The sequence below is a fragment of the uncultured Aureimonas sp. genome, assembly GCF_913775355.1.
Taxonomy (GTDB): Bacteria; Pseudomonadota; Alphaproteobacteria; order Rhizobiales; family Rhizobiaceae; genus Aureimonas.
The window spans coordinates 1-7,016 of record NZ_CAJYIU010000039.1 but is presented as its reverse complement, the minus strand read 5'-3'; the positions used below and the strand labels follow the sequence as shown (position 1 = coordinate 7,016).

Here is a 7,016-nt window from a genome sequence, read left to right as displayed (position 1 = left end):
GACCGGGCGGCGCGCCCGCCCTTCGCCCGCCTCGTCGTGGCGCTGGCCTCGACCGGGTCCGGGCGCGAGGACGGACGGTCGGCGCTCGGCCAGGTTCGGGCGACGCTGGCCGCGCTCGGCGCCGACGTGCTGACCGCCGAGTTCCGGGCGGCCTCGGGCGAAGCGACCTTCGACGCCAAGGGTCGGCTTGTCGAGGGAAGCGACCGCGCGCGGCTCGATGACCTCGTCGACCGCCTGCTCGACACGTCCCGCGCACTGGGCCGGCAGGGCTCTTGAGCGGAACCTATCCCGGAAGGGAACGTTCGGCGGCTATCCATCGCCGAGGAGTTTCCGGATGTCGCGTGCAGGCCTAACCCCGACCGGAGACCTCGAGCGCGACGTCCAGCGCCACCTGCACAGCCACTGGAAAGGCTATACGGTGCAGGCGGTGCTGATGATCGCTGCCGGTGTGCTGGCGATCCTCGTGCCCTTCGCCGCGACGCTCGCCTCGACCCTGTTCTTCGGCTGGCTCCTCGTCATCCTCGGGATCGTCGGTCTCGTGGCGACCGTCCGGGCGGGCCGCGAGTTCGGCGGACGGGGCACCGGGCTTCTCATCGGCGTCGTGACGCTGCTCCTCGGCATTCTGATCCTCGCCGATCCCTTCGCAGGGGCCGTCGCCCTCACCACGCTGCTTGCGGTCTACTTCCTGCTTCTCGGCCTCGCGACCTTCGCCATGGCCAACGCGTTCCGCGTCTCGGGCGGGCAGTTCTGGCTCCTGGCGCTCGCCGGCATCATCAATATCGGCCTCGCGCTCTTCCTAGTGATCGGCCTTCCCGGCACCGCGATCTGGGCGATCGGCCTGTTCCTCGGCATCTCGCTGATCAGTTCGGGGACCAGCCTCCTCTTCGCGGCGCTGCGCGCGCGGTAGGCTCGAGGTCGGGGTCAGACGTGCTGGCCGCCGTTGATGTGGATCTCGGCGCCGTTGACGTAGGACGCCTGCCCCGAGCACAGGAAATAGATGATGTCGGCAACCTCGGAGGTCTTGCCGAGGCGGCGCATCGGAATCTGCTCGACGATCTTCTCGGTGCCCGGCGACAGGATCGCGGTGTCGATCTCGCCCGGCGCGATGGCGTTGACGCGGATGCCGTCCGGCCCGAAGTCGGCCGCCATCTCGCGCGTCAGGGAGGCGAGCGCCGCCTTCGACGTCGCGTAGGCCGTGCCGGCGAACGGGTGGACGCGGCTGCCGACGATCGAGGTGACGTTGACGATCGCGCCGTTCGCGCTCGCCAGTTCCTGGTGAAGGCCGCGCGCCAGCATAATGGGCGCGAAGAAGTTCACCTGGAAGACATCGCGCCAGACATGCATCGGCGTGCGGATCGAATCCATCCGCGCGCCCTTGTCCGCCTTCGGGCTGATCGCCGCGTTGTTGACGAGCGCCTGCAGCTTGCCGCCGTTCGCCTGCAGCCGCTGGCGGATTTCGGACACGGCGTAGCCGACGTCCTCGGGGTCCGACAGGTCCACCTTGATATGGTCCTCGGGACCGGCCGGCCATGGGCAATCGGCGGCGAAATCCTGGCGCGAGCAGGTGATGACGCGCCAGCCCTCGCGCGAGAAGCGCTTCACCGTGGCATGCCCGATGCCGCGCGATGCACCGGTCAGCACCAGCGTCGGGCGGGTGTCGGCAGGGGTGGCGGCGTCGGACATGGTGGCACTCGCGAAGGCTGCGCCGACCGGGAGCGGACGGCGGATCGGATCATCCTTTAGCCGATCCGCACCGGGCGTGCGAACCATCATTGCGCGACATGTGTTTCAACCCGTCTGGCCGAGAGAGCGATCCGAGCGATGAGCGACAAACCGGGGTCCCACACCTTCCACCGCGCCTTCATCCGCGGCGTGCGCGCCCGGCCCCGCCTTCTGATCGCAGCGGGCGTCGCGGTCGCGCTCGCGCTTCTCAGCCCCCGCTCGCTCGACCTGTCGACGCGCATCCTCATCGGCTGGGATGCCGGCGTCCTGTTCTACCTCGCCGTGATCGCCCGCATGATGGTGAAGTCCGAGGATGCTGGCGACCTGCGCCGCCGCGCCCGCCGGCAGGACGAGGGGCGGCGCGCGATCCTTCTGCTGACGGGTCTCGCCATCGCCGCCAGCTTCGGGGCCATCGCCGCCGAACTCCACGGCATCGGCGACCACAACCCCAACCCCTGGCGCCTGACGCTTGCCGGCTTCACCATTCTCCTGTCGTGGATCGTGACGCAGGTGATGATGGCGCTGCACTATGCCGGTGAATTCTACGGCCGTCCGGGCGCCGAGGGCGGCCTCGACTTTCCCGGCGGCGATAGGACGCCGGGCTACGGCGACTTCCTGTATTTCGCCTTCACCATGGGCGCCGCCTGCCAGACCTCGGATGTCGAGGTGACCACCAAGGGGATGCGCGAGCTGGTGCTCGCCCATACGATCCTCGCCTTCCTGTTCAACACGACGGTGCTGGCGCTCGCCGTCAACGTCGGCGCCAGCGTCATCTGACGCCGCCGCTGGACAAGCTGTCTGCGGCTCGGGCAAGACGGGCCATGCGTGCGAGCCTGCCCCGCCTCCCCGTCTCCGACGTCCTTCCAGCCCTCAGCGAAGCGCTCGGGGACCATGGCGCCGCCGTGCTCGTGGCGCCGCCCGGCGCGGGCAAGACGACGCTGGTGCCGCTGCATCTTCTCGGCGACATCGCCGAGGGGCGGATCATCCTCGTCGAGCCCCGACGCCTCGCCGCCCGCGCGGCTGCGACACGCATGGCCGATCTTCTCGGCGAAGCGCCGGGCGCGACGGTCGGCTGGCGCATGCGCCTCGACACCCGCGTCTCGGCCTCGACGCGCATCGAGGTGGTGACCGAGGGCGTCGCGACGCGCATGATCCTGTCGGACCCGGAATTGTCCGGCATCGCGGCGCTCCTCTTCGACGAGTTCCACGAGCGCTCGCTCGACGGCGACTTCGCGCTGGCGCTGGCGCTCGACGTGCGCGAGGCGCTGCGGCCGGACCTGAACCTCCTCGTCATGTCGGCGACGCTCGATGGCGCGCGCGTCGCGACGCTCCTTGGCGACGCCCCCGTGATCGAGAGCGAGGGCCGCGCCTTCCCGGTGACGATCCGCCACCGCGACCGCGCCCCGAGCGAGGCCGTCGAGGACGCCGTCGCCGCCGCGGTCCGCGAGGAGCTCGGCGCGGGCTCCGGGTCGATCCTCGCCTTCCTGCCCGGCCAGCGCGAGATCGAGCGCACGCTGGAGCGGCTCGAAGGCCGCGTGCCCGCCGACGTCATCCTCGCCCCGCTCTACGGTCGGCTGGAGGGGGCGGCGCAGGACCTCGCGATCCGCCCGGCACCGGCCGGCCGCCGCAAGGTCGTGCTCGCCACCACCATCGCGGAAACCTCGATCACCATCGACGGCGTGACGACGGTGGTCGACAGCGGCCTCAAGCGCGCGCCGGTCTTTGAACCGGCGACCGGCCTGCAGCGCCTCGAGACCGTGCGCGTGTCGCGCGCCTCGGCCGACCAGCGGGCGGGCCGCGCGGGGCGAACGGCGCCCGGCGAGGCGATCCGTCTGTGGCGCGCCGAGCAGACCGCGGCGCTCGAAGCCTTCGACCGGCCGGAGATCCTCGTCAGCGACCTCTCGGCGCTGGTGCTCGACGCGCTCGCCTTCGGGGTCTCCGATCCCGCAGCCCTGCGCTTCCTCGATCCGCCGCCCGGCCCGGCCGTGGCGGAAGCACGCGCGCTCCTGCGCGACCTCGGCGCGCTGGACGAGACCGGCCGGATGACGGCGACCGGCGAGGCGATGCGCGCGCTGCCGCTGCCCCCTCGCCTCGCGCGCATGGTGGCGGGCGCAGCCCCCGGCGAGCCGCGGCGCACGGCGGCGCGCCTCGCCGTCCTCCTGACCGAACCCGGCCTCGGCGGCCCGTCGGTCGACCTTGCCGAGCGCCTTCGCCTGTGGCGCGCCGACCGCTCGCCCCGCGCCCGTTCGGCAGACCAGCTCGCCGGCCGGATCGCCGGCATGGCGCCGTCCGATCTCGGCGACCTTCTGGACGACGACGATCCGGGCGCGCTCCTGTCGCTCGCCTATCCCGACCGCGTGGCGCTGGCGCGCGGCGCGCCCAGCAGCTTCCTCCTTTCGAACGGGCGCGGGGGGACGCTGGAGAAGGAGCACGCCCTGTCGCGCGAGCCGGCGCTCGTCGTCGCCGACCTCCAGGGCGTCTCGACCGGCGCCGCGCAGCGCACAGGCCGCATCCGCAGCGCCGCGGCGATCGATAAGGCGCGCCTCGACGCGCTCCTCGCGGTGCGCATCGTCGAGGAGGACACGCTCCAGTTCGACCCCGCGAGCCGCTCGGTTCGCGCGCGCCGCGTGCGCCGCCTCGGCCGCGCGGTCCTTGCCGAAGCGCCGCGGCCGACGCCGGCCGGCGAGGCGACGGGGCGGGCGCTGATGGCGGGCATTCGCGACCTCGGCCTTGCGCGTCTTCCCTGGGGCAAGGACGGCGAACGGCTGCTGGCGCGCCTGCGGTTCCTCCATCCCGCCTACGGGGCCGAGGCCGGCTGGCCCGATGTCTCGGACGACGCGCTGCTCGCCGATCTCGACGGCTGGCTCCTGCCCTTTGTGCCGGGCGTCTCGGCCCTGTCGCAGATCGGCGAAGGCGCGCTGCGCGAGGCGCTCCTCGCCCGACTGCCGCCCGGCGAGGCGCGCCGGCTCGACGAGCTCGCGCCCTCGCACTTCACCGCGCCCACCGGCTCGCACCTGCCGATCCGCTACGAGGCGGAAGGGCCGGTGCTGGCGGTGCGCGTGCAGGAGCTTTTCGGCCTGTCGCGGCACCCGGCGATCGCGGGCGGGCGCCTGCCGCTGATCCTCGAGCTCCTGTCGCCGGCGCATCGACCGATCCAGATCACGCGCGATCTGCCGGGCTTCTGGAAGGGCTCCTGGGCCGACGTGCGCGCCGATCTGCGCGGCCGCTACCCCCGCCATCCCTGGCCGGAGGACCCGGTCGCGGCGCCCGCCACCAACCGGGCGAAGCCGCGCGGCTGACGCCGCCTGATCTGTGCGGCCGCGCCGCACCTGTGCGGATGCGCGACGGCACCTAATTCGCTTGGCATGATGACGATCGCCAAGGGCCTCGACCTCGACGCCGACCTGCCGCCGGAACGCCGCCTGTCCCTCGAAGGGCAGCGCGTGCGCCTCGCCACGCTGACGCGCCTGCGCTGGCTGTCGATCGCCGGCCAGTCGGCGGCCTGCGTCTTCGTCGCTTGGGGCCTGTGGTATCCCTATCCTGTCTGGGGATGCTTCGTGCTGATCGGTGTGTCGGTCGCGCTGAACCTCTGGTTGACGACGCGCTACTCCAAGGCCGAGCGCCTATCGGAGCGGCGGACTTCGCTGATCCTCGTCTTCGACGTCGTGCAGCCGACGGGCCTCCTGTTCCTGACCGGCGGCATCCAGAACCCATTCGCGGTGTTCCTGGTGGTTCCCGCGATGATCGCGGCGGCGACGCAGCCGGCCCGCATCGCGGTCGGGATCGGCGTCCTCGCGGTCCTGTGCGCCACCGCCATCGCCTTCCTCCACCATCCGATCCCCTGGCCGGCCGGCCACAGCCTCCAGCTGCCTTTCCCCTATCTCGGCGGCATGTGGTTCGCGCTGGTCACGACGCTGATCTTCTCGACCTTCTACATCTACCGCGTGGCAGCCGAGAGCCGCGCGCTGTCGGACGCGCTCGCGGCGACCGAACTCATGCTCCAGCGCGAGCAGCACCTGTCGGCGCTCGACGGGCTGGCGGCCGCCGCCGCCCATGAGCTCGGCACGCCGCTCGCCACGATCGCGCTCGTCGCCAAGGAGATGCGCCGCGCGGCACCAGACGACGCCACCTTGCGCGAGGACATCGAGCTTCTCGTCAGCCAGTCGGACCGCTGCCGGGCCATTCTCGGGCAGCTCGCGAGCCTGTCGTCGACGTCCGAGGAGCATCTGGCCAAGATGCCCCTCTCCTCGCTGATCGAGGAGGCCGTCGCCCCGCACCGCGATTTCGGCGTCGAGATCCGCGTTCGGGTGCAGGAGGCATCCGGCCCCGAGCCGGTGATGCGGCGAAATGCCGGCGTGATCTACGGGCTCGGAAACCTCATCGAGAACGCGGTGGATTTTGCGAGCGGCGAGGTCGAGATCGGCCTGTCCTGGAACAGCGGCCGCATCGCGATCGAGATTTGCGACGACGGTCCTGGCTACCCGCCCGACGTCCTGAAGCGGATCGGCGATCCCTACATGTCGGTGCGCGACGCCGAGCAGCGCCAGTCGGGCGGCGGCCTCGGCCTCGGCCTCTTCATCGCCAAGACGCTGATCGAGCGCTCGGGCGCGCGCATCCGCTTCGAGAACCGCAGCGAGGCGGAAGGGTCCGGCGCCCGGATCACGGTGTCCTGGCCGGTGGAGAGCTTCGGCCGTCTGACGATCGAACCCGTCGGCGAGCCCGAGCGCGAAGCCGAGGCGTTCGACCTGCCGCCACAGTTGGCCTGACACCCTTTTCTAGCGAGATTTGCGCGACCGATCGTCTCGCACGCCAGTTGATAAGCCGCCCGGACGACGTATCTTTCTCCTTGAGGAAGGAACGATCTCATGCCGACAGATCAGATAGCTGCCCCCCAGGCGGGCGACGACAAGACGATGCTTCTCGTGGACGACGATCGTCCATTCGTCGGGCGTCTCGCCCGCGCGATGGAACAACGCGGATTCGAGGTCCGCACCGCCGAAACCGTGTCAGAAGGCCTCGCCGCCATGAAGACGGGGGCTCCGGCCTATGCCGTGGTGGACCTGCGTCTCGGGCTCGGCAACGGGCTCGATGTGATCGAGGCGCTTCGGCGCCAGCGGCCGGGCGCGCGCGCCGTGGTGCTGACCGGCTACGGCAATATCGCGACCGCGGTGAACGCCGTGAAGCTCGGCGCGATCGATTATCTCGCCAAGCCCGCCGACGCCGACGAGGTGATCGCGGCGCTGACGCGCGATCCCGAGATCAAGGCCGAGCCGCCGGAGAACCCGATGTCGGCC

6 protein-coding genes and 1 pseudogene are annotated in these 7,016 nt (G+C 71.5%); 6 read left to right on the top strand and 1 reads right to left on the bottom strand.

Annotation, left to right across the window (positions count from 1 at the left end; translation table 11 throughout):
• Together QZ753_RS02810 and QZ753_RS02805 are read left to right on the top strand one after the other, a co-directional pair.
• Positions 1 to 276: pseudogene (locus QZ753_RS02810) on the top strand (NADPH-dependent FMN reductase); the annotation flags it as partial.
• A gap of 58 nt (positions 277 to 334) precedes the next feature.
• Positions 335 to 907 carry an HdeD family acid-resistance protein gene (locus QZ753_RS02805; RefSeq protein ID WP_294641022.1) on the top strand — a complete coding sequence of 191 codons (573 nt, stop codon included), beginning with the start codon at positions 335 to 337 and terminating at the stop codon, positions 905 to 907.
• A 14-nt stretch (positions 908 to 921) separates the two neighbouring features.
• On the opposite strand, the gene QZ753_RS02800 is transcribed toward QZ753_RS02805, so the two are convergent.
• Positions 922 to 1,683, bottom strand: a complete 762-nt coding sequence (locus tag QZ753_RS02800; RefSeq protein WP_294641021.1) for an SDR family NAD(P)-dependent oxidoreductase — start codon at positions 1,681 to 1,683, stop codon at positions 922 to 924.
• Between the two features lie 138 nt (positions 1,684 to 1,821).
• Between QZ753_RS02800 and QZ753_RS02795 the strand changes: the two genes are divergently transcribed.
• From QZ753_RS02795 to QZ753_RS02780, 4 genes are all read left to right on the top strand, one after another.
• On the top strand, positions 1,822 to 2,499 hold the full coding sequence (locus tag QZ753_RS02795) for a DUF1345 domain-containing protein (protein ID WP_294641019.1): 678 nt from the start codon (positions 1,822 to 1,824) through the stop codon (positions 2,497 to 2,499).
• Between the two features lie 44 nt (positions 2,500 to 2,543).
• Complete coding sequence (gene hrpB, locus QZ753_RS02790; RefSeq protein ID WP_294641018.1) at positions 2,544 to 5,021, top strand: ATP-dependent helicase HrpB; 2,478 nt, start codon at positions 2,544 to 2,546, stop codon at positions 5,019 to 5,021.
• A 66-nt stretch (positions 5,022 to 5,087) separates the two neighbouring features.
• The gene (locus QZ753_RS02785) at positions 5,088 to 6,488 is read left to right on the top strand and encodes an ActS/PrrB/RegB family redox-sensitive histidine kinase (protein WP_294641016.1); all 1,401 of its coding nucleotides are present in this window, start codon (positions 5,088 to 5,090) and stop codon (positions 6,486 to 6,488) included.
• Positions 6,489 to 6,587: 99 nt separating this feature from the next.
• Positions 6,588 to 7,016, top strand: a 429-nt coding sequence (locus QZ753_RS02780) for a response regulator (RefSeq protein ID WP_294641014.1), incomplete at its 3' end; no start/stop codon positions are given.

Bases quoted from the DNA above. Each gene is read 5' to 3' on its own strand.
- QZ753_RS02795 (WP_294641019.1), top strand. From the start codon at position 1,822: ATGAGCGACAAACCGGGGTCCCACACCTTCCACCGCGCCTTCATCCGC.
- hrpB (WP_294641018.1), top strand. From the start codon at position 2,544: ATGCGTGCGAGCCTGCCCCGCCTCCCCGTCTCCGACGTCCTTCCAGCC.
- QZ753_RS02800 (WP_294641021.1), bottom strand. From the start codon at position 1,683: ATGTCCGACGCCGCCACCCCTGCCGACACCCGCCCGACGCTGGTGCTG.
- QZ753_RS02805 (WP_294641022.1), top strand. From the start codon at position 335: ATGTCGCGTGCAGGCCTAACCCCGACCGGAGACCTCGAGCGCGACGTC.
- QZ753_RS02785 (WP_294641016.1), top strand. From the start codon at position 5,088: ATGATGACGATCGCCAAGGGCCTCGACCTCGACGCCGACCTGCCGCCG.